Origin of the sequence: Reyranella sp., from assembly GCF_044224635.1 — a bacterium.
GTDB lineage: Bacteria > Pseudomonadota > Alphaproteobacteria > Reyranellales > Reyranellaceae > Reyranella.
This window is the reverse complement of record NZ_JBGAKA010000006.1, coordinates 138167-158422: the sequence shown is the minus strand read 5'-3', so window position 1 is coordinate 158422 and position 20256 is coordinate 138167. Positions and strand designations below refer to the sequence as shown.

Here is a 20256-nt window from a genome sequence, read left to right as displayed (position 1 = left end):
CGCTAACAGACGTTTTCGACAAGTCGATTGGGGAAAACGCCCCGCCCTATTGCGCCGGTTGCATCGCTGGGGCAGCAATTGCGGCGGCAGGGGCGGGCTCGAACAGGGCGCGCGCATGGCGCATCTGCTCCAGGGCATTCACCATCGACACGTAGACGGCGGCGGCGAAGGGCAGCGACTGCACGACCATGAAGGCCGACCACAGGCGCGCTTCGGGATCGAGCTGGCCACTCGTGAACCACAGCACGGCCGCGCCCAGCCACAGCAGGATCGCCAGCACAGCCTCGCCGCGCGCCATGCCGAGCGCCATGCCGAGCGTGGCGCGCTCGTCCATCTTGGGCGTGCGCATGAAGGGCAGGCGGCTGGTCGCCAAGCCATAGATCACGGCGCGGCCGACCGTGTAGGTCAGCGCCAGGCCCGCCAGCGACGCGCCGACGCTCTGGCGGAAGGTGCAGCGCACGCGGTCGAAATAGAGGCCGAACGAATAGAGCAGCTTGAAGACGAAGATGCCGATGGTCGGCAGGATGAACTCGGCCGGCGGCAGGCCGACCGGCTTGATGCCAAACAGCGGCGGCACGATGACGGCGAGCAGCCAGGCCAGGCCGGCCCAGGTGAAGATCAGGTTCAGCGCGTCGGCGAACCACGGCAGCCAGCCGGCGACGAAATGATACTTCTGCCAGAAGGTGAGCCGGGTGCTGTTGCCCAGCATCTTGCCGGCATGCGCTTTCATGATCTGCATGGCGCCGTAGGCCCAGCGGAAGCGCTGCTTCTTGTAGCCGGCGAAATGGTCGGGCGTCAGGCCGTGGCCGAAGCGCTCGCGGCTGTACATCGCGCCGTAGCCCTTCTCCATCAGGCGCAGGCCGAGCTCGGTATCCTCGGTGATGCACCAGGTCGCCCAGCCACCCATCTCCTCCATGCGGTCGCGCCGCACCAGGGTCATGGTGCCGTGCTGGATGATGGCGTCGTACTCGTTGCGCAGGCACATGCCGATATCGAAGAAGCCGGCATACTCCCAGTTCAGCATCTCCTTGAAGCGGTCGCCCTGCCAGTCGCGATGGTCCTGCGGCCCCTGCACGTAGCTGATCTTGTCGTCGTCGAAATACGGGATCAGCGCCTTCAGCCAGTCGGGGCGCACCATGTAGTCGCTGTCGATGACGCCGATGACGCGCGCATCCGGCGCAGTCTGGCTCAGCACGTAATTCAGCGCGCCGGCCTTGAAGCCCTTCATGACGTCGAAATGGAAGAAGCGGAAGCGCTCGCCGAGCTGGGCGCAGTATTCCTGCACCGGGCGCCATACAGCCGGGTCCTTGGTGTTGTTGTCGATGACGATGACCTCGAAATTCGGATAGTCGAGCGCGGCCAGCGAATCGAGCGTCTGGATCACCATGGCCGGCGGCTCGTTGCAGATCGCCAGGTGCAGCGACACTTTCGGCCACACGCGATCGGCCGGCTGGCGGGCGATCATCTCGGCCGCCGGAAGTGCCTCGCGGCGCCACCGGCCGCGCCAGATCGTCTCAGCCATCTCGAGCGCCTGGACCAGGGCCATGGCGAGGCTCAGCACCAGGAAGAAGGCGAGCACCGCCCACCCCGCCATCTCGCCGACCAGCATGTAGGTGCCGGCCGCGACCGACGCGCCGTACACCAGCGCGCTCGTCGACAGGGCGACCAGTCCCGCGAAGCCGACCTGCCCCACCATGCCGATGCCGGGCCAGCGCCACAGGAACAGCAGGATCACCGGCAGAGCGAGGACCAGCGACCAGGCTGCCGCGGCGTTCCATTGCGGGAAGCGGTCGATGGTGCCGGTCCAGGCGAACTTGGGCTGGCGGTCGGCATTCCACAGTCCCCAGTAGCCACCGGCCTTGCCTTCGAGGTCGTACGACTTCCACGGCTGATCGACCGCCTCGACGACGAAGTGCTCGATGTTCTGCGACCGCAGCCAGGCCACCGCATCGCGGATGTTCTTGGCCTGCTCGGCCGGCGTGGCGTACTTCACCAGTCCGCTGCCGGGGCTGCGCCGCGCCGCGCCGTTGGACGGCCAGCCGACCTCGGTGACGATGATGTTCTTGTTGGGATAGGCCTGCTTCAGCATGCCGATCCGGCTCTTCAGATACTCGAGCGGCGTCTCGTCGGACTTCTCGTCCCAGTAGGGCAGAATGTGCACGGCGAGGTAATCGACCTCGCGCGCAAGCTCGGGGTAGTGCAGCCAGACGTGCCACGGCTCGGCGGTGCTGACCGGCACCTTGACGTTGCGCTTGACGTTGCGGATCTCGCGGATCAGCTGGGCCGGGCTGGTGGCGTTGGGATCGCGCAGATGCTTCTGGCCGTCCCAGCGCAGGATGTTCTCGTTGCCGACCAGCACGCGCTCGATGTTGGGGTTCTGGTTGGCCATGCGGATCAGGGCGCGGGTCTCCTCGGCATTGACCTCGCCCGCCTCGCGGCCGAACTGCTGCTTGGCTTCACTGGCGCTGTAGATCCAGGCGCCGGGCACCAGCTTCAGGCCGTTTCTCGCAGCGATCTCCGGCATGACGTCGCCGCCGTCCGACGCGCGGTAGGTTCGGACATAGTTGACCTTGCCAGAGAGCATGCCGAAATCGCGCTCGATCTGCTCCTTGCGCGGCTTGACCGGCGGCGGCGGCGTATCGGTGAAGGCGGTGCGCAGGAAGCTGACGACGCCGCTCGACTTGGCCTCGATCGGATCCTGGTCCTTGGCCCACGGCGCATAGGTGACGCCGTGCAGGGGACCATCGATGTTCGCCGCGTCGATCCGCGAATCGAGCAGCCGCCAGCCCACCAGCGTGGCCGCGGCAACAGTGAGAAGAACCAAGGCCTGACGGAACATGAACAGGCGATCGCTCCAACGAAACCGCCGGTGGCACTCGCTATCGTCGGGATCGCGGTCGCATGTCTCCTGCGGACGTGAACGTCGACGCAAGGACCGTGCCGGATCGACTCAACCGACGAGCCGATAACCACGCAATGCGGTTGACCTCTGCGAGGCTTCCTTGCGCCGGTTTTCCTCCCCTGCGACCCTTCGCAGGCGATGCGGCGACAGGGCCGACATATAGCGGTGCGTGCACAAACGGTAAAGGGACGGCGCGCAAGTTCGCTAAAATGCCCAAATCTCCGCTGGCTTATCGCGACGGCCTTCGCCAAAACGCCGCACTGGATGATCGTTGAAGACCCGTCCGCGGCGCCGGCCGCCCGGCCAGAGTCCGTGGCCGCCACCTACGTCGAGGCCGATCGGTACGGTTTCCTGGAACGCGCCGGCGCGCGCCTGCGCTTTGCGACCTGGCAGGCGTCCGGTCCGCCGCGCGGTACCGTCGTGCTGCTCACCGGCCGCGGCGAGTTCATCGAGAAGTACGCCACCGAGGTGGTGGGCGAGTTGCGCACCCGCGGCTGGGCGGTGATGGCGCTGGACTGGCGCGGCCAGGGTCTGTCGGATCGGCCGCTGGCCGATCGCGGCAAGGGCCATATCGACAACTTCACCACCTACATGGCCGACCTGCGGGCGTTTCTCGACGAGGTCGTCGTCCCGAGCGCGCCGCGGCCGGTCATGGCGCTCTGCCATTCGATGGGCGCGCACATCGCAATGCGCGAGCTCGCCGAGAACGGCCCGGGTCCCTTCTCCGCCGGCGTCCTGGTGTCGCCGATGACCGGGCTGAGGCGCGAGGCCATGCTGCGCTCGGTCCTGATGCTGATGCCCGAGATGCCGGCGGTCGAGGAACGCTACCTGTTCGGCACCGGACCGTTCATCCTGCTGGCGCGCGAGTTCCACTCCAACTTCGTGACCCACGACGAGCGCCGCTACCGCTTCACCGACGACTGGTTCTCCGCCGACCCGCGCCTCATCCTGGGCGGGCCGACCCTGGGCTGGGGACGCCAGGCGGCGCGGTCGATGACGGCGGCGCTGGCGCCGGGCTATCTCGAGCGCATCGAGCTGCCGCTGCTCCTGATGACCGCCGGCGAGGACCGCCTGGTCGACCCGCGCACGCACGGACCGGTCGCAGCGCGGCTGCGCCGCGGCGAGCATTTCACCATCGCCAGCGCGCGTCACGAGATCATGATGGAGACGGACGATCTCAGGGCTCTGTTCTGGGAGGGCTTCGACCGGCTGGCCCGCGGCGTGCTCGCCTCATGACGCTGACTGAGGTCCTGGTGATCGCCGCGGCCTTCATCGTCGCCGGCATCGCCAAGGGGGCGATCGGCATGGGGCTGCCGCCGATCGCTCTCGGCATCATGAGCTTCGCCGTGCCGATGGAAACCGCGCTCGCCCTGATGGTCGTGCCGACCATGGTGACCAATGTCTGGCAGGCGATCTACGGACGAGGCTTCGGCATCCTCATGCGTCGCTTCTGGACCATGGCGGCCGCCTCGATCATCGGGCTGATGGTCGTCGCCCTGGCCTTCGGCAGCCTGGGCTCGCACGGCGCCACCGCCTGGGTAGGTGTGATCCTGGTGATCTACTCGGCCCTCGCCCTGACGGCTTGGCGGCCGCACGTGCCGCGCTCGGCCGAGCGCTGGGCCAACCCGCTGGTGGGGCTGGCGAGCGGCGCGGTGGCCGGCGCAACCGGCGTCGCCGCGGTGCCGTTCCTGCCCTACATGCAGTCGCTTGAGATGAACCGGCACGAGCTCGTCCAGGCGCTCGGCGTCATGTTCATCTTCATCATCGGCGCCCTCACGCTGGCGCTGGCGATCAAGGGAGCGTTCGACACCACCAACCTGATCGGCGCCATCGCCGTGATTGCGCCCACCATGGCCGGCGTCTGGATCGGTCAGAAGACCCGCAATGCAGTAACGCCCGAAACCTTCCGCCGCATCTTCCTGATCGGCATGTTCGCCATCGGCCTCCAAATGGCCTCAAGCCTCCTGTAGACCCGCCACCCATGCCTATCCCGAGTCACAAGGTCACGATCTGCGGCATCCCCGAGCTGGCGCAACATTGCGCGGTCGGTGTGAGCCATCTCCTGTCGATCATCGACACTCACGAGCCCCGCCCGCCGGCACTCGACGACTACTTCGAGGTCGACCACGAGCTGATCCGCTTCGACGACGTCGTCGCCGAGTATCCGGGTTTCGAGGCCTGCACGCCGGCGCACATCGAGAAAGTCCTGCTGTTCGGCGAGCGCGCCCACTCCAAGGCCGGAAGCCACGTGCTCGTGCATTGCCATGCCGGCGTGTCGCGCTCGACGGCGGCGGCGGCGATCCTGATGTGCCAGCACGCGCCGGGCCGCGAGGTCGAGGCGTTCCTCAAGCTCCTGGAGTTGCGCAAGCACGGCTGGCCGAACACCCGCATGGTCGAGTTCGCCGACCGCCTGCTGAAGCGCGACGGCGCGATGATGGAGGGACTCGTCGCCTATCGCCGCGCCCTGCTGCTCGCCAAGCCGCATTTGAGCGAGATCATCCGCAACATCGGCCGCGGCCACGAACTGCCGACGTGAGCTGCGCGACGCTTCTTGTCGGAAGCGTACGTTTCGGCTTGTTTCTATGTTGGCCGAACAAGCCTCTTTTCTGTCATCCTGAGCGCAGCGAAGAATCTCATCGCCAGTAGGCTCAGAGTACGCTCATGGTCTGCGGTAATGAGATCCTTCGCTACGCTCAGGATGACAAGGGGGGCGATGAGTCCTCCCGAAACGTTACTCAACCCTGCGCCAGCCGCCGATGGAAGTCGGCGACCAGCGGGCTCGCGGCGGCGGGCGTGCCGGCGGCGCGTTCGATCTGCAGGTGCTCGCAGGCGTACTTGATGGTGCCGGCCGTCTGCCGGTCGTCGGCCTCACGGCCGAAAACGTGGGTGAGCAGCTTGGTGCGCAGGAAGGTGTGCGGCACGACCTGCTCGATGATCGTCACCGGCCCGGCGCGGCAGATGGCGAGCAGTGGCCATGTCCAGGTGAAGTCCGGCGACGGCGTCTGGTCGGCCAGCAGGTGTTCGACGCAGACCTTCCAGTTGCAGGCTATCTCCATCGTGACCGTGCCGCCGTAGGCCGGCGGTGGCGCGCCGAGGTCGGGCAGCTCAGCCGGCGCGGCCATGCTGAAGAACACCAGTCCTGACACCACCGCCGTCGCCAGCGGCGTCAGATGCAGGTCGGGCGACTGGGGATCCCTGGGGGCAACCGGCTGCGGCGCCCCGACGAAACGGCCATCGAGGTCGTAGGTCCAGCCGTGGAAGCGGCAGCGGAAAGTCTCGCAGTGGCCCGAGGGCGTGGCGATCACCTGCATGTTCTGATGCCGGCAGGCGTTGCGCAGCACGCGTACGACGCCATCCTTGCCACGCACGGCGAAGACGCTCCAGCCACCCACCGTCAGCACCACGAAGTCGCCCGGCCTGGCCAGCTGGCCGTCGGCGCAGAGCGGCAGCCAGCCTGAGGAAAAGATGGTCTGCTTCTCGGCCTGGAAGGCATCGCCTTGGCTATAATCGCTCGGTTTCATTGTCCTCGTATACAATCCTTGAATAGATTCGCGCGAATTTGACTCTTTAAGCCCAGATTGTATACGATCATGGCATTCGAACCAAGGAGGCGCCGCCATGGCCAAAAGTGCGTTCCGTCAGGCTCTCGAGGAAGCGATCGAGCAGCGGCATTCGGCCGTCCATCCGTGGAGCGAGGCCTGGACCTCGGGCAAGCTCGACCGCCGCCTGCTCGGCGAATGGGTGAAGCAGCATTTCCACTACGTCAGCCACTTCTCGGAATGGCTGGGCGCGGTCTACGCCACCTGCCCGCACTGGGACGTCCAGCAGTTCCTGCTCGAGAACATCACCGAGGAGGAAGGCTTCGTCGGTTCCGGCGACTTCGCGCCGGTGCGCCATTCCGAGCTGCTGCTCGAGTTCGCCGCGACCTGCGGCATGAAGCGCGAGGAGATCCTGAATGCCCAGGTGAACGGCGAGCTGCTGCCCGAGACGCTCGGCCTGCAGAGCTGGTGCGCCGTGCAGTCGACCAAGCCGTTCGTCGAGGCGCTGTCGGGCCTGCTGATCGGCCTCGAGAGCCAGGTGCCGCGCATCTACAGCAAGACCACCCCGCCCCTGCTCGAGAAGTACGGCTTCGCCGAGGACGAAGTGACCTTCTTCACCCTGCACATCGTGGCCGACGCCGAGCATGGCGAGAAAGGCTTCGAGATCGTCGAGAAGTACGCGACGACCGACGATCAGCGCGCCGCCTGCGTGCGACTGGTGCGCGAGGCGACGATGATGCGTCGGCTCTATCTCGATGGTGTCTATCGCAAGTTCATCGCCGAGCCGCAGGCCGCCGGAGCCAAGAAGCTCGCCGCCTGATCGGACACACGCGTGCACACGTACAAGACCCTGACGCTCGCCGAGGCGCATCTCATCCTCGACGCGGCGCAGAAGAAGGCAGAGGAAATCGGCGTGCCCGAGGTCCTCTGCGTCGCCGACAATGCCGGTTACCCGATCGCGCTCCGGCGCCTCGACGGCGGCAAGGTCACCAGCGTGCAGATCGCCATGAACAAGGCGTTCACCGCCGCCGGCCATCGCAAGCCCACGCACGTCTACAAGAACGCCCTGCCCGGCGAGGAGGCGTTCGGCATCTTCACCCAGCACGAGGGCCGCTTCACCGTGTTCGTCGGCGGCTTCCCGATCTTCGTCGACGGCCAGTGCGTCGGCTCCGTTGCTGCCTCGGGCGGCAACGGCGAGCAGGACATCGCCTGCTGCGAGGCCGGCATCGCCGCCTTCATGGCCACCCTCGGCAAATGACCCATGACCGTTGATCGCGCTTCCTTGAGCAAGGTCGTGAGCGAGCAGATCCGCGGCCAGATCCTTGACGGCAAGCTCCGGCCCGGCGAGCGGCTGGTCGAGGACCGCCTGTCGGCCGAGCTCGGCGTGTCGCGCGTGCCGGTGCGCGAGGCCCTGCTCGGCCTGTCGATCGAAGGCCTGGTGAAGCTGGAGCCGCGCCGCGGCGCCACCGTCACCGAAGTGACGCCCGAGATGGTGGCCGAGCTGGTCGAGGTGCGCACGCTCCTCGAGGCGCTCAACGCCCGCCTCGCCGCGCGCCGTCACGATCCGGCGATCGTCGGTCTGCTGCAGGACACGCTCAGGCGCGGCAACGAGGCGGCCCAGTCGGGCAGCCCCGACCAGCTGACGCGGCTCAACGGCGAATTCCACGACCGCCTCGCCGAAGCCAGCCGCAACTCGGTCCTCTCCGACATCATGCGCTCGCTGCGCGAACGCACCAGCCTAGCCTTCTCGCTCAACGGCCGCGCTCGCGCGCGCGAGGACTGGAAGGAGCACGCCGGCATCCTCGCCGCCGTGATCGACGGCGACGAGGAGCTGGCCGCCCTGCTCGCCTCCCGCCACGTCAGGAACGCCGCGGAGGCGTTCGCCCGCGCCGCGGCACAGCCGGCCGACGAGGCGGCGGACTGACGCTGGCGGCCCATTGATATTCCTCCCCAGCTTCGCTGGGGAGGTGTCCGCGTAATCGCGGACGGAGGGGTCATGAGCAACGCGACTGAGGCTCATGACCCCTCCGTCGCGTATGACGCGACACCTCCCCAAGCTACGCTTGGGGAGGAAACTGATCAGCGCGGCTTCATCGGCAGCATGCCGAGATGGGTGCCGGCGTCGACGATCAGGAACTCGCCGGTGATGTTGGAGGCGCTGGTCAGGAAGAACAGCGCCGCCTCCGCCATCTGCTCGGTCGTGCCGGCCTGACGCAGCGGGGCGCTCTGCTCCTGCGATTCCTTGAGCTTGTTGTAGTTCTCCTCGCCGAGACCGCCCAGCAGCCAGCGCGTCTGGATGAAGCCGGGGCAGATCGTGTTGACGCGCACCGCAGGCGCCAGCTGGCGCGCCAATGCCAAGGTCAGAGTGTTCAGCGCGCCCTTGGAGCAGCCGTAGGGGATCGAGCTGCCGATGCCCATGACACCGGCGATCGACGAGACGTGCACGATCGAGCCGCGCTCCTGCTTCTCTTCCCACTGCTTCTTCATCGCCGGGTAGACGGCGCGGCTCATCATGTAGGGGCCGGTGACGTTGACCCGGAAGATGATGTCGAAATCCTCCGGCGTCACACCCTCGAGATCGCCCTGGGCCTGGAACTTGGTGGTGCCGGCATTGTTGATCAGGCCGTCGATGCGGCCCCACTTCTTCATCGTCTCAGCGGCGAGCCGGCGGCAGTCGGCGTCCTCGCCCATATTGGCCTGCACCAGGATCGCCTCGACGCCCTTCGCCGTCACCGCGGCATAAGTCTCGTCGGCTTCCTTCTTGCTCTTGGTGTAGTTGATTGCGATGTTCCAGCCCTTCTCGGCCAGATCGATGGCGCAGGTCGCGCCCAATCCGGTGGCCGAGCCGGTCACGATCGCCACCTTGCCTGTACTCGCCATTACGGTTCTCCCCCATTGCAGCGTTCGGCCATTCATAGGCCACTGGTATCTCGAATCCTAGATTGCCAGCGCCGCATCGCAAAAGGCTCACGCCCGATGAGCGCTGTAGACGGTTCAATGTTCAGCCGCGATGCTCGACAGCCAGGGACAGGAGGCGAGCCGAATGGCCGTTGCGATCTACACGCTCACCGTCAAGCAGGATCATATCGTCAATGTCGGCGACGCCATCTTCAACGCCCCCTTGGCCGGAACTTCCAAGACCCAGCACACGCTGACCGATGGCGACAGCCTGTTTAATTCCGGCGGCACTGCCGTCCTGAACGCCACTTTCCTGACTGGCCAGCCGTCGGCCGAGGACACGACGGTAAGCGGCCTGAACATTCAGGGCATCGACACCTGGTCCATCCAGAATCTCGGCGACGACGGTACCGTCCTCCTCACGGGCTTGAATCAATCGGGCCAGTTCATCGCCTTCGCAACGCTCGACTACGATGGCACCGGACATCCTTCGTCCCTGATCGTCGGCAACGACGCCAAGCCGATCATCGGCAAGGCGTACGATCTTCAAATCGCCCTCCGCGATGCGCTCGGCGACGGCACCAACGGCCTCGCCATGGTCCTGGCTGCCGATGCCTTCACCGACGCCGACACGATCAACGTCGCGGCGAGGAATGTCGGCGGCTTGCCGAGCGGCGCCGTCGCTCCGCCCGCCGTCGTCGGCGGCGACCCGAATTGGGCAGGTTTCGGCAAGCTGGCTTACGCCGTCGTTGCCGGGCCGTCGCACGGAGCCGACGGCTTCACGACATGGCAGCTCGCGTCCAGCGACGCCAGCGGATCTGCCGTGGACTTCGCCAATTACTCGACCCCTTCCGGCCTCAACATCGTTGCCCTGGGCGCGGCAAACGCGGCGAGCGCCACACTCATCTCGGTGCACGACGACGGCTCCAGCACGATGTTGCAGGCATCGCTTTTCGAGGGGAGCTCCGCCCACGATTGGTCGAAGGTCGCGACCATCGATCTGAGCGGGACCAAGGGCTTCGTGATTCTCACGGGCGCCGAAGCGGGCGACGCAGGTCTGCTCGCGGACACCGCGACCAACCTGCGCGACCTCGCCATCAAGGGCGGCACGGGCAACGGCTTCTACGATCTTTCCGGCCTCGCCGACGCGGCCGGCGCAGCGCCGGCGTCGGGCGCCGTCATCCAGGGCGGCACCGGCAAAGGCAACAACGAGGTCGCCATCGGCACTACGGTCGCGGTCGGCCAGGACACGATCCAGTTCGACAAGATCCAGGTGCTCGACGTTGTCGGCAAGACTCACGGGGCGAGCTCCGGCGGCGCGTCGGCAATGGACATGTCCAAGTTCCCCGGTCTCGTTCCGGTGACAAGCGGCACCGTCTACACGTTGATGTCGGACTCGATCTCGTCGACCAACGACGTGTCGTCTTCCTTCACGGTGCTGCAGTTCCTCAACGACAAAGGCGGCATCGCAACCTCGCAGGCCGGCGACTTCCTCATCAAGAACGGCCCGTCGAGCTTCGCCGTCAACATGCAGGGCATGGCCAACGGCGGCGACTACCGGCAGCCCAATTCGGGCAGCAACGTCACCATCCAGCGTGGCTTCCCGATCAACGCCACCGACAGCCTGAAGCTCTGGCTGTCGTACGACGGCATGACCCACCTGCCGGCGGGCCTGACCTCGGGATTGGACATACCGACTTTCTCCGTCAGCGAATACGCCATCACCGACATCTACCTGCGCTACGACAGCTCGAACTCGGCCGCGCGTCACGCTGTCTTCCTCGGCTCGACGTTCGTGAACGACTTCCCGGCGACGACGGCGCCCAGCTCGCTGAACTTCTTCGACAACACCGACACCTATTCGCCGAACGCGCCGGCCACCGATCTCTATCTCGGGCGCGTCGACGGCATGCAGTCGGTGCCGTTCCCGGCCGGCGATCCCACCGAGGCGATTGGCCACGATTCCGTCCTGGTCAGAGGGGAGCCGGGAACCTCGACGATTGCGCATTCCGGCCGCGGCATGTTCTTCATCGGCGCGACCGACGCCAGCGACTTGAGCGCTGCATCGACCGCCGGGCTGGTGATGGATGTGGCGGGCACGGAGACCGGGACAGCGCAGCACATTGCCGGCATAAAGGTCGTTGGGTCGGCTACTTACCAGAACCTTATCCAGGGTACGTCCGGACAGATCGAGCTCGACACTCACGGCCATCTGGCGAGCGCCAAGGTCTACACCCCGCTGGTCCAGATCGGTCCGCAGTCGAACGGCCTCTCCGGCGTCGGTGCGGACGCGCTCAAGGGCGGTGCAGGCACTTCCCAGCAGGGCATTGCCGTCGTAGGCGGCGATAATTTTTTTGGCGCAGGCGGTCCCGACACGATCACCCTTGGAACTCATGGCAAGGACTACCAGCCGAGCACCGTCTGGATCGGCTTCTACGATGTCGGTCACGGGCCGCATAGCAGCCAGCTCGCGAGCGCCGGCATCGGGGCGACTTACGGTCAAGCGATCACCGATATCGTTTTCGACGCCAAGGCGAACCAGTTCGTCGAAACCTATGTCAACGGTTACGGCGGCTATAGCCCGACGAACGCGACGCCGTGGTACACGACCGTCGTCAACTTCACGCTGGGCGACCAGGGCGACCACCTGAACCTCTATGCGCCGGATTGGGCATCGGGTCGGCTCGGCGTGGACTTCCCGCTGCCTGGGCCGCAGGCCCGGGGCCTGGTCGATGGATCCGGTCAACAGATCGCCGCCGGCACCACCACCATCGTCGACGAGATCTCCAAGGCGGGCGACACGGTTGCCGGCAACGCCAACGTAATCGTCGACCTTGTCGACAAGTACGCGAGCGCTGCCGACCTCGCCGCCGGCCTGATGCACGCAGCCGGGCAAATGAAGTTCACGCAGAGCGGATTCTCCAGCGGCAGCATCGAGCATTTGATCATGGCCTACGCCACGCCGGGCGGCGGCGTGAACATTGCCGATGTCGCGATCAAGAACGTGTCGACGGCAAGCTTGAGCTCGTTCAGTACGGCCGACGGCACTGTCGCCGTCAGCGCGTCGGACATGGCAAGCCTTCCCGGTGTCGGCAACCTGGCCAACCTTTCCCCGGCCAACATCCGATTCGCCGCCCTGTCCGTCCCGTCATCGTCGGCGCCCTACACCGAATTACCGAATTCGACCTTTCTCGATTTCGACAGCTATCGCAGCGGCGCCGTTCCCCTGACCGGCGGTACCGCGGTTGCGTCCTTCATTCTCAATGTGGCGCTCGTCCTCGACCGTGCGAACGATCCGACCGCACTACTGGACGGCGACTGGGCCTCGCGTCAGCACGAACTCGCCAACCTGACCACAAGCGGCAAGCTGTGGTCGACCTATGGTGCCGAGCAGGCGAAGTACGACGCCGTGATCGCCGACTTGGCCTCGCTCGGCATCAAGACGGTCGATGCGGTCTCTCCTGTCAACGGCTATGTCTCGTCGCCCGAGTCGCGCACGATCTGGGTCCAGGTCGATCAAGCCACCTTCACCACGTTGTTCGGACCGACGGCGACCCTGCTCCAGGGCAAGGATCAGTCCGGCAACGTCGTTCGATACTGGGAGGGTAATCTTTCGCTTCCCACCGAGCTCGCGACGACCTTGGGCGTGAGCGGCCTGTGGTTCGATACCGACCTCTTCGGTTCGGTGCTGCCCAATCCCGGCAATGGCGTGCCGGCGCCCATGGCGCAGGGCTGGCAGAGCCCGGGCAATGCCGCCGGGTCGGCCCAGTCGGATCTGTTCCCGCAAAGGATCGCCGACTCCTACTATAGCTTCCCGTTCTCGGGTCCACTCTGGAATCCGGCGTCCGGCAGTGCCGTGGCGACTGGCGCGATCGGCCTCGTCGAACCGGGCGTCGGCACGTCGCTGCCCGGCGACAATACGGGCACAGGTTTTCAGTCGGCAATCGATACGTATCGGCATACGGCCGGCATCACCACCAGCGCCGTCGTCACGGTCGTCGCGCCCGGGGGCCAGAAGTACCCGACGGTGCAGCCGCCAGCCTCCAATCCCGCCGGCGAGCGCTCGCTCGATGTCGGCGTTGTGACCGCCACCAACCCGCAAAGCCCGCTGATTCTCTACGCGGGCTCCGGTTACGCAACCGGTGCGGAGTCCAATGCTTTCACGGCCTATCAATCGGCGTTCTGGGACACCACGAACAATCCCGCGGTCGTCAGCTCGTCCTTCGCTTACCAGCCTCAGTCGGCGCCGAGTTCACCCTTCTATAGCGCGGTGCGGGAGCTCTTTGTCGATGCCGCCCTGCGCAACATCTCGGTCTTCAACGCGAACAGCGACGGCGGCTCGGGCGACAAGTACGGCAACGGGCTGACCAACGTCAGCTCCGGCCGCGCCAGCCCCTATGCCGTCATGGTCGGCGGCACGTCGCTCAGCACGGTCGACGCGGCCCTTGCCGACTCCACTCTGGCATCCCTTACGGCCGCCGCACTGGCAGGCGACCCGGCGACGCTGTGGCAACTGATCGCCGGCGGATTGACCGCCCTGCCCAATCGGTCCGTCGGTACAGCCAACCTGATCGAGACGGTGTGGAACCGGTACTACCTCGACGGCACGAAGATCGGCGTGCCGGGCACCAAGGACCAGACCGGCTTCCTGCACAACAACACCGGCTCTGGCGGAGTTGACACCACCCAGCCGGTGCCATCCTACCAGAGCGAGTTCGGCCTCACGCCGACCACGTCGGATCCGTCGGCGCTGGTTGGCCGCGGCACACCCGACGTCGCGGCAGATGCCGGCGGCAACATGCTCTACATCGTGCCGACGGCCGACATGACGGGCACATCGAACGACGACGGTACCAGCGCGGCGGCACCGCTATGGGCGTCGCTCGCATCCCAGATCGACGCCGTGTTCAAGGACCAGGGACTGCCGCAGCTCGGCTACCTGAACGATCTGCTCTATACCGCAGCCGTAGTCTCGCCGGCGTCGTTCAACGACATCACGGTGGGAAACAACACCTCCTCGTTCACCCTGGGCGGTCCAATCACGAGCGACGATACCGCCATCACGCCGACCGGCTTCGGCTACTCCGCCTCTCCCGGCTACGACCTGACGACGGGCCTGGGGACGCCCAACGGACTGCTGCTCGCCCGCGCTCTCACCGCCATCGCCCACGAGCAGACCTCGTTCGACGCAGTTCCCGATCTCCTCCAGTCGTCAGGCACGAATGGCTGGACGTCGCCGGTGGCACAAACCCTGCTGATCCAGACGACATCGACGGTTGCCGCCAACGTCGGCCTGCTTGTCGGCTCCAGCAGCGCGACCTTCACCAGCCCGACGATGGGACCGTATGCCTGGACAAGCCGGGTCGCCCAGCAGTCGCTGCAGCCCGATTTCGATCCCGATCTCGCCCGGATGTTCGACGGGCAGACACAAGGCGCCCTGGTGCAGGCGACCGCGAGCGCAGGCACTCAGGTTGCCGTCCTGATCGACGGCCTTGGCACGCAAACGCCACAGGCAACCCTCAGCAATGCCTTCGGCTTCATCGATTTCACGTCGTCCTCGACGGAGGCCTTGGTGCGAATCGCCCGCCCCGCCGCCGTGGCCGAGACGGCGGGCGGCGCCGACGACCAGCACGCCGTCGTTCGCATCCGCCAGAACGGTGAGGACAGCCTGCAGCTCAAGTTCTATCGCGTCGACGATTTCAACGGCACCATCGGCGGCCTGCAGCCAGGCTCCGCCGGCTATGCCGCCGCTGCCGATGCGCGCGCCTATGCGACGACCTCGGGCAGCACGACGATTGCCGGCCCGGGCTATGGCAACTTCCTGCAAACTGAGCTGAAGGGCGTCGATGCCGGCGACCTGATCGCCATGACCTTGTTCAACGGAACCCAGCGGTTCTGGGCCTTTGCCCAGGCCAACGAGGTCGTCGCCGGCGCACATATCGGCCACCTGTGGAACTACGGGATGAATGTCTGGGGATGGGAAGATATCGCCGGCGGCGGCGACCGAGACTACAACGACCTGATCGTAGGCCTCGACTTCACGAGCGCGTCCGGCCATGGATGGTTGGTCTAAGCCGAAAGCGAACGGGACATGGCTGATCTGTTTTCGATGAAGAACCGCGTGGTGCTGCTGACCGGCGCCTCGCGCGGACTGGGGCGCGACATGGCGCTCACCCTTGCCGCCGCCGGCGCGACCGTCCTGTGCGCCGGCCGCACGGTGAAGGAACTGGAAGCGACAGCGCGCGCCATCGCCCGCAAGGGCGGCAAGGCGCATGTCGTGCCGATCGACATCACCGACGAGGCGCAGGTGCGCGAGCAGGTCGAGGCCGTCGTGCGCCGCCACCGCCGCATCGACGTGCTGGTCAACAACGCCGGCATCATCTACCGCGAGGCGATCGTCGACACGCCGACCGACACCTTCCGCAAAGCGGTCGAGACCGACCTGATCGGCCAGTTCGTGATGGTGCGCGAGGTCGGCCGCCACATGCTGGCGCGCAAGTACGGCCGCATCGTCAACATCTCCTCGGTGATGGCGATCCTCGGCCGCGCCTCGGTGGCAGGCTATGTCGCGGCCAAGCACGGGCTGGTCGGCCTGACCAAGAACCTCGCCGCCGAGTTCGGCCCGCACGTCACCGCCAACGCCATCGCGCCGGGCTACATCCGCACCGAGCTCAACGTGCCGCTGCAGCAGAACGCCGCCTTCAACGCCATGCTCGAGCAGCGCACCGCCGCTCATCGCTGGGGCAAGCCGGAAGATCTGCGCGGCCCGCTCCTGTTGCTCGCCTCCGACGCCGGCGCCTACATGACCGGCCACACGCTGGTGGTCGACGGCGGCCTGACGACGATCCTGGCGTGAGGTGATCATGCTCTTCCCGACCGCGAGTTCATTCTCCTCTCCAGCGTCTCCGCTGGGGAGGTGCCCCGTCTGACGGGGCGGAGGGGTCATGAGTCACAAGAGATGGCGGGGCCATGACTCATGACCCCTCCGTCGCCGTAAGACGGCGACACCTCCCCAACTTCGTTGGGGAGGAATAGAGATGACCGGCATCCCGCGCTGGGTGATCCTGCTGATGGCCGTCGCGCTGGTGGCGTTCGGGTTTGCCGCCCACATGGGCTGGATCCGCGATCCGTCGCTGGCGAAAAGCGACTATATCGGCACGATCGACGTCTCGGTGGAGGACGCCAAGCTCTATCGCGCGGTGCCGTTCGAATGGCGGATCAACAGCCGGGCCGGCGCCTTCAAGGGCAACGACACCGCCTACGTGCGCATCGACACCTCCGGCGAGCGGCCCATCCTGTGCGGTTGGCTGCGACTCGATGGGACCGGCAACGCGATCCGCGCCGCGCGCTGGCTGAGCGAGGCCCGCCTCCTGGTCGGCGACATCAAGATCACGGCACTGTTCATCGCGCCCGTCGAAAAGGCGCCGGGCGATGGCCTCAATGCCGGCTGCCTGCGCCTCGACGGCGGCGAGCGGCCCGCGCAAGATGCGCCGCTCGCTCTCGAAGGAGCGCCCGTCAACGAGTAGACAGGCGAACGAAGGGTCCAACCGCTCATGCCGACTTTCCGCCAAGCCCGCGAATTCCTGCTCGCCCATCGCACCGACTACGCCAAGGCCGTCGCCGGCTTCCGCTGGCCCGATCCCATGCCGTTCAACTGGGCGCTCGACTGGTTCGACGCCGAGCTGGCGAGCAACCCTGCGAGCAAGGATCGCGACGCACTGTGGATCGTCGACGTCGCCAGCGGCCGCGACACCAGGCTCACCTTCGCCGAGCTGGCGGCGCGCTCCAACCAGGTCGCCAACTTCCTGCGCGGCCACGGCCTGAAACGCGGCGATCACCTGCTGCTGGTGCTGAACAACGTGGCACCCTTGTGGGAGATCATGCTGGCGGCGATGAAGCTCGGCGTCGTGGTGATCCCGGCAACGACCTTGCTGACCGGCGAAGAATTGGCCGACCGCGTCGAGCGTGGCCGCGCCCGCATGATCGTGGCCGACGAGGACCAGGTCGCCAAGTGCGCCGGCCTGCTGCGCGACGGCGTGGTGTTCGTCAATACCAGCACCAGGCCGATCGACGGCTGGCTGCCGCTCGCCGGCGCCTACACCTGCCCCGCCGACTTCGCGCCGGACGGCCCGACCGACGCCGATGATCCGCTGCTGCTCTACTTCACCTCGGGCACCACGGCCAAGCCCAAGCTGGTGCGCCACAGCCATCGCAGCTATCCGGTGGGTTCGCTGTCGACCATGTACTGGCTCGGGCTGCAGCCCGGCGACGTGCACGTCAACATTTCCTCGCCCGGTTGGGCGAAGCATGCCTGGAGCACCTTCTTCGCGCCGTGGAATGCCGGTGCCACGGTGTTGATGGTCAACCAGGCGCCGTTCAGCGCCAAGGCGCTGCTGGGCGTGCTCGAGCGCTGCGCTGTCACCACCTTCTGCGCCCCGCCCACGGTGTGGCGCCTGCTGATCCAGGAGGACCTTGCCGCCTGCAAGCTCGCGCTGCGCGAGGTCTGCGGCGCCGGCGAGCCGCTCAACCCCGAGGTCATCAACAAGGTGCAGGAGGCGTGGGGCCTCACCATCCGCGACGGCTACGGCCAGACCGAGACGACGGCGCAGGTCGCCAACTCGCCCGGCCAGCCGGTCAAGGCAGGTGCCATGGGCCGGCCGATGCCGGGCTATCGCGTGCTGATCCTCGACGCCGACGGCAGCCCGCGCAGCGAAGGCGAGATCTGCCTCGACCTCGGCGGCGAGCGCCCGGCCGGGCTGATGCAGGGCTATGCCGACGCCGCGGGCAAGCTTGCGGGCGCCGACGGCGCGGTCTATCGCACCGGCGACGTCGCCAGCCTCGACGAGGACGGCTACCTCACGTTCGTCGGCCGCGCCGACGACGTCTTCAAGTCGTCGGACTATCGCATCAGCCCGTTCGAGCTCGAGAGCGTGCTGATCGAGCACGAGGCGGTCGCCGAGGCTGCCATCGTGCCGACGCCGGACGACATCCGGCTGTCCGTGCCCAAGGCCTACATCCTGCTGGTCGCCTCCGCTCCGCCCTCGCGCGAGACCGCGCGCTCGATCCTCGACTACACCCACAAGCGGCTGGCGCCGTTCAAGCGCATCCGCCGGCTCGAGTTCGTCACCGAGCTGCCCAAGACGATCTCCGGCAAGATCCGCCGCACCCAGCTGCGCCGCGTCGAGTACGACGGCACCGCCGCCGACGTCGTGCGCGGCGTCGAGTTCCACGAGAAGGATGTGATGGGGTGACATGTCATGCGCCTCCCCAGCGAAGCTGGGGAGGAAAAGAAGAAGCGTGTACACTCCCGCCAACAACATCAGGCCCTGGGAGGGGTGAGCACCATGACCGATACGCTGTTCCGTAACGTCCGCGTGATCGACGGATCGGGGGCAGCGCCGTTTGCTGCCGAGGTGCTGGTGAGCGGCAATCGCATCAAGGCGCTGGCACGCCGTCCGGCGACGCTCGCCGTGGCACCCGATGCCGTCGTCGTCGATGGCGGTGGCGCCACGCTGATGCCGGGGCTTGTCGAATCGCATGCCCATCCGAGCTTCATCAACACGCCGTCCTCGCCGGCGCTGGGCGAGGTGCCGCCGGAGGAGCATACCCTGCTCACCGCCAAGTTCGCGAAGATGCTGCTCGACCACGGCTTCACCGCCCTGCACAGCGCCGCCTCGGCCAAACCGCGCCTCGACGTCGTCGTGCGCAACGCCATCAACGCCGGCGACATCGTCGGGCCGCGCATGCTCGCCGCCTCGCTCGAGATGACGGTGACCAGCGGCCTGGGCGACGTGCGCCTGAACCACCTGCATCGCGAGACCTTCGCCGTCGTCGCCGACGGACCGGAGGAGTTCCGCCGCTGGGCGCGCTTCTTCGTGCGCGAGGGCGTCGACGTGCTGAAGATCAACCCGTCGGGCGACGAGGGCACGCCAGGCTCCAAGGCGCACATGACGGTGATGACCGACGCCGAGGTCGCCGCTGTTGCCGAGGTCGCGGTGGCGCACGAGAAGCGCATGGCGGCGCACGCCCGCAGCGCCGGCGCGGTGAAGATGTGCCTGCGTCACGGCGTCGACGTGATCTATCACGCCACGCTCTGCGACGAGGAAGCGCTCGACATGCTCGAGGCGGCGAAGGATCGCGTATTCGTGGCGCCGACCATCGGCATCACCTGGAGCGCCTACAAGGAAGCACCGGTGCGCGGCGTCACCCTGGCCGACGCCGTGAAGCGGCGCTTCGACAACGAGTTCATGCGTGGCATCGACAACATGAAGGCGCTGCACAAGCGCGGCGTGCGCGTGCTGCCGGGCGGCGACTACGGCTTCGCCTTCAACCCGATGCCGCGCAATGCGCGCGACATGGAGCACTTCGTGACCCTGTTCGGCTTCACGCCGATGGAGGCGATCGTCTCGGCCACCCGCATGGGCGGCGAGTTGATGGCAAGTGGCGCCGGCCCGGGCGAGACCGAGCGCGGCACGGTCGAACTCGGCCAGGTGAAGGAAGGCTTCCTCGCCGACCTGCTGCTGGTCGACGGCGATCCCTCGATCGACGTGTCGATCCTGCAGGATCCGACGCGCTTCCTCGCCATCATGAAGGACGGCGCGTTCCACAAGGCGCCGGCGCCGCAGCGCCAGGCGCGGCCGCTGGCGGCGGAGTAGCGAAAGGCATTTGCATACGAGAAAACATCCCGTCATCCCGAGCGGAGACGCCCGAGGGGCGGCGCAGTCGAGGGACCTTTCTTCCTCGTGCTGCAACAAGAAAGGTCCCTCCACTGCGCCTCGCTGCGCTCGGCTTCGGTCGGGATGACGGATTTTTTTGCAACGTGCGAATGCCGTGCGAGCAAGCCACGACACCAGACGCCACGATCCTGTCCCGACGCAACGACGTTGCGCTGCCGGCTCGGCCGGTCGTAGTAGGAAT

14 protein-coding genes are annotated in these 20256 nt (G+C 66.8%); 11 read left to right on the top strand and 3 right to left on the bottom strand.

What is annotated here, in order from left to right; genetic code table 11:
* Positions 1 to 46 precede the first annotated feature (46 nt).
* On the bottom strand, positions 47 to 2839 hold the full coding sequence (locus ACILR9_RS08220) for a glycosyltransferase (protein WP_395709420.1): 2793 nt from the start codon (positions 2837 to 2839) through the stop codon (positions 47 to 49).
* Positions 2840 to 3214: 375 nt separating this feature from the next.
* On the opposite strand from ACILR9_RS08220, the gene ACILR9_RS08215 reads away from it, so the two are divergent.
* The 3 genes from ACILR9_RS08215 to ACILR9_RS08205 are packed head-to-tail and all read left to right on the top strand — an operon-like array spanning position 3215 to position 5438.
* Positions 3215 to 4138: an alpha/beta fold hydrolase gene (locus tag ACILR9_RS08215; RefSeq protein WP_395709419.1), complete on the top strand. Its 924-nt coding sequence runs from the start codon at positions 3215 to 3217 to the stop codon at positions 4136 to 4138.
* Entirely contained in the window at positions 4135 to 4872 is a 738-nt protein-coding gene (locus ACILR9_RS08210) for a sulfite exporter TauE/SafE family protein (RefSeq protein WP_395709418.1), read from the top strand. Before ACILR9_RS08215 ends, ACILR9_RS08210 begins: the two co-directional genes overlap by 4 nt.
* Before the next feature lie 11 nt (positions 4873 to 4883).
* The gene (locus ACILR9_RS08205) at positions 4884 to 5438 is read left to right on the top strand and encodes a tyrosine phosphatase family protein (RefSeq protein ID WP_395709417.1); all 555 of its coding nucleotides are present in this window, start codon (positions 4884 to 4886) and stop codon (positions 5436 to 5438) included.
* Between the two features lie 199 nt (positions 5439 to 5637).
* Here the strand turns inward: ACILR9_RS08205 and ACILR9_RS08200 are convergent, their stop codons facing one another.
* Entirely contained in the window at positions 5638 to 6423 is a 786-nt protein-coding gene (locus ACILR9_RS08200) for an aromatic ring-hydroxylating dioxygenase subunit alpha (protein WP_395709416.1), read from the bottom strand.
* Between the two features lie 97 nt (positions 6424 to 6520).
* Between ACILR9_RS08200 and ACILR9_RS08195 the strand changes: the two genes are divergently transcribed.
* The 3 genes from ACILR9_RS08195 to ACILR9_RS08185 are packed head-to-tail and all read left to right on the top strand — an operon-like array spanning position 6521 to position 8365.
* Positions 6521 to 7261, top strand: coding sequence for a TenA family transcriptional regulator (locus tag ACILR9_RS08195; protein WP_395709415.1), 741 nt, complete (start codon positions 6521 to 6523; stop codon positions 7259 to 7261).
* Between the two features lie 12 nt (positions 7262 to 7273).
* The gene (locus tag ACILR9_RS08190) at positions 7274 to 7699 is read left to right on the top strand and encodes a heme-binding protein (protein WP_395709414.1); all 426 of its coding nucleotides are present in this window, start codon (positions 7274 to 7276) and stop codon (positions 7697 to 7699) included.
* 36 nt (positions 7700 to 7735) lie between these two features.
* Positions 7736 to 8365 (top strand): GntR family transcriptional regulator, encoded by a 630-nt coding sequence (locus tag ACILR9_RS08185; RefSeq protein WP_395709413.1) that lies wholly within the window; start codon positions 7736 to 7738, stop codon positions 8363 to 8365.
* A 155-nt stretch (positions 8366 to 8520) separates the two neighbouring features.
* On the opposite strand, the gene ACILR9_RS08180 is transcribed toward ACILR9_RS08185, so the two are convergent.
* Entirely contained in the window at positions 8521 to 9321 is an 801-nt protein-coding gene (locus ACILR9_RS08180; protein ID WP_395709412.1) for an SDR family NAD(P)-dependent oxidoreductase, read from the bottom strand.
* A 163-nt stretch (positions 9322 to 9484) separates the two neighbouring features.
* Between ACILR9_RS08180 and ACILR9_RS08175 the strand changes: the two genes are divergently transcribed.
* The 5 genes from ACILR9_RS08175 (at position 9485) to ACILR9_RS08155 (ending at position 19994) form a co-directional block, all read left to right on the top strand.
* On the top strand, positions 9485 to 15412 hold the full coding sequence (locus tag ACILR9_RS08175; RefSeq protein WP_395709411.1) for a hypothetical protein: 5928 nt from the start codon (positions 9485 to 9487) through the stop codon (positions 15410 to 15412).
* A gap of 18 nt (positions 15413 to 15430) precedes the next feature.
* A complete protein-coding gene (locus ACILR9_RS08170; RefSeq protein ID WP_395709410.1) occupies positions 15431 to 16195 on the top strand; it encodes an SDR family NAD(P)-dependent oxidoreductase in 765 nt (254 codons plus the stop codon).
* A 181-nt stretch (positions 16196 to 16376) separates the two neighbouring features.
* Positions 16377 to 16865, top strand: a complete 489-nt coding sequence (locus ACILR9_RS08165) for a hypothetical protein (protein WP_395709409.1) — start codon at positions 16377 to 16379, stop codon at positions 16863 to 16865.
* 27 nt (positions 16866 to 16892) lie between these two features.
* A complete protein-coding gene (locus ACILR9_RS08160) occupies positions 16893 to 18590 on the top strand; it encodes an AMP-binding protein (RefSeq protein WP_395709408.1) in 1698 nt (565 codons plus the stop codon).
* Positions 18591 to 18683: 93 nt separating this feature from the next.
* Positions 18684 to 19994, top strand: coding sequence for an amidohydrolase family protein (locus tag ACILR9_RS08155; RefSeq protein WP_395709407.1), 1311 nt, complete (start codon positions 18684 to 18686; stop codon positions 19992 to 19994).
* The last annotated feature ends 262 nt before the right edge of the window (positions 19995 to 20256 follow it).